Below are 2,102 nucleotides of genomic sequence, written 5' to 3'. Positions count from 1 at the left end.
GCTTCGCCGAAGTTGCTTCCCCACTCAACCAGTGGCCCGACACCTTTGCGCTCTTCAGATGCTCACCTGCCCTTTCGAGAAACGACGGTCGTTCTTCGTCCTCAACATAGGCGTCGCATCCGGCTGCGATCATATCGGCAAGCGCTGTCTTACCGGAACCCCTCGCCCCAATGATGGTTACCAGTCCCGGATTCAGGCCGATGGCCGGGGTGCGGGCCCACGGCGCATCCAGAATCTCGATGTGACTGATTGTCTGCGACTCTGATGACCATGCAGGCGGATTCGGGCCTACATAGGCCCTATCGGGATCGATACAGGCCTGCCGCAGGCCGTCAAACGCTGCCTTGCCCTTGATCCAGCAAAGGCGATCTTCCGCAGGCTTGCCAACGAGCGACATTTCATGGGCATCACATCCCCATAGACAAGGTTTGAGGGCGCCATAGTCGTCTTGGATCTCCTGGGGCGTTGCTGCAGGGCCTAAGCCAAGCCAGAAATCCCGCTGCTTGGGGCTGCTGGCAAAGATAACCTGGGCAAATTTTTCAATCTCTTGTCTGACCGCCCGGTCGGCGGCCTCCCGGACGCCTGAGGTCCCATCGGCATTGCCCGATACGGCAACGATGATGTTGTCGCGAGCCCACTCCATGCTCCTGAAGGCTGCCTGCAGTCCGCTGCGGGAAACCTTGAACTGGGTGACCCCCGCCCGTAACGCCGCGGCGTTGTCAGTGATCGACCGATCCATACGCTTGCCGAGCTTCATCAGGTCGTCGGGCGTACAGCTGTATTCGTCATCTGCGGTCGAGAACTTCAGATGCCGCAGAAACCTGTTCAGTTCCTCAACGTGCCCCGGATCCTCGGGACTGACGAGGAGATGGATGTTGACGAAATGGCCCTTGACGGTCCCTATCTCGAGCCTCAACTCGACATTGGGGAAGAGAAGATCGCATTGCTTCAGGCGGCCGGCATCCTTGGCCGCTTTTACCCGCTCGTAGGACGCGGTAACGCAATAGTCGGTGATGCCAATCGCGCGCATCGTCGGCGTCGCAGACTCAAGGGCATTGAGATAGGCCTCAAATCCCTCGGCCGGATAGCGGTCTTCCAAAACGGTACCTGGCGCGTGGATATGTGGCTCCCACCGCAGCCAGTCAGAACCTTTTGACAACATGGTGACTTCTGCCCCCCGCCAGAACTGTGCAATGCAGTCGGCACTTCAGCAAGTGATTCGCTTCTGCTCCACTCGCGTTTATGCTTGCTGGCGGCTCAGCACATTGTCCATTCCAATTACATAGATCGCCTTTTGTCCGGGACGACCTGGGCTTCTCGGTCGACGACGGACTGTGGTCGATGATCGGGTTTGTTCGCCTTCGCTGCTGGTTTCCGTACCCTATGCAACCCAGACATCCAACTTTGGCTGAGATTGCGCCTCGCATGGATTGACATCGCCTCGCTACGCTTGTCGGCGGAATTAATTATCCACAACGTCCGGCAATTCTTCTGCGACGACGCTTAAATTGCGGTCGAACGTCTCGGGGTCGGTCGACTGCGGACGGAAGGATTTAGCCTCGGTCAGAATGGCCGCAATCACGGCCTCTTTTTGCGGCGAGATCCTGGTCGACGCCGCCCGGGCGGCCAAAGCCGAAAAGTCGACAGCCTGTGGCGCAACGGGCGCCACCGTTGCCGACGGGATATGGGTCGCCTCAAGCTCATTCTTTTGCGCGGCGGGCAAGCGACGGCGAGCGACTGGCCGCTCGGCACGTCCGATTTTTGCAGCGAAGGTCGCACCGCGCTGCAGCCGCGACTGTGTGATGCCGGAGCGGTAGCGTGGCCCGACTGGCACGATCGACTGGACGGACGGAGAGGGGAGGGCAGCGGCGGCAGCGACTGGTTTGGCGTGCTTTGCGTTCGCCCTTTCCAGGAGCGTCATGAACGCCCGCTTGGAGAGCTCCCGATCAGCGAAATAGAAATTGCGGGTCGCAAGGATTGCATTTTCGCCGCGCGGCAGAATGACGACCTTGCTCTTGTCCATGGTGCGAATTTCGTCCGGACGCATCAGCGGCCGACGCACTTGCTTGCTGTGAACGGAGCGCGTGTAATAGGTGTCGAAA

General features: G+C 59.6%; 1 protein-coding gene and 1 pseudogene. Both read right to left on the bottom strand.

All coding sequences use genetic code 11. The features are described 5' to 3' along the window. Positions 1–1,162 (bottom strand): annotated as a pseudogene (locus EOA33_RS33365) (ATP-binding protein); the annotation flags it as partial. Between the two features lie 300 nt (positions 1,163–1,462). Beyond that, positions 1,463–2,102: type IV secretory system conjugative DNA transfer family protein (locus EOA33_RS33360; RefSeq protein ID WP_145989446.1), on the bottom strand; the 640-nt coding region annotated here is incomplete at its 5' end.

Source organism: Mesorhizobium sp. M4A.F.Ca.ET.050.02.1.1 (genome assembly GCF_003997725.1).
Taxonomy (GTDB): Bacteria; Pseudomonadota; Alphaproteobacteria; order Rhizobiales; family Rhizobiaceae; genus Mesorhizobium.
This window is presented reverse-complemented; position numbering and strand designations above follow the sequence as displayed.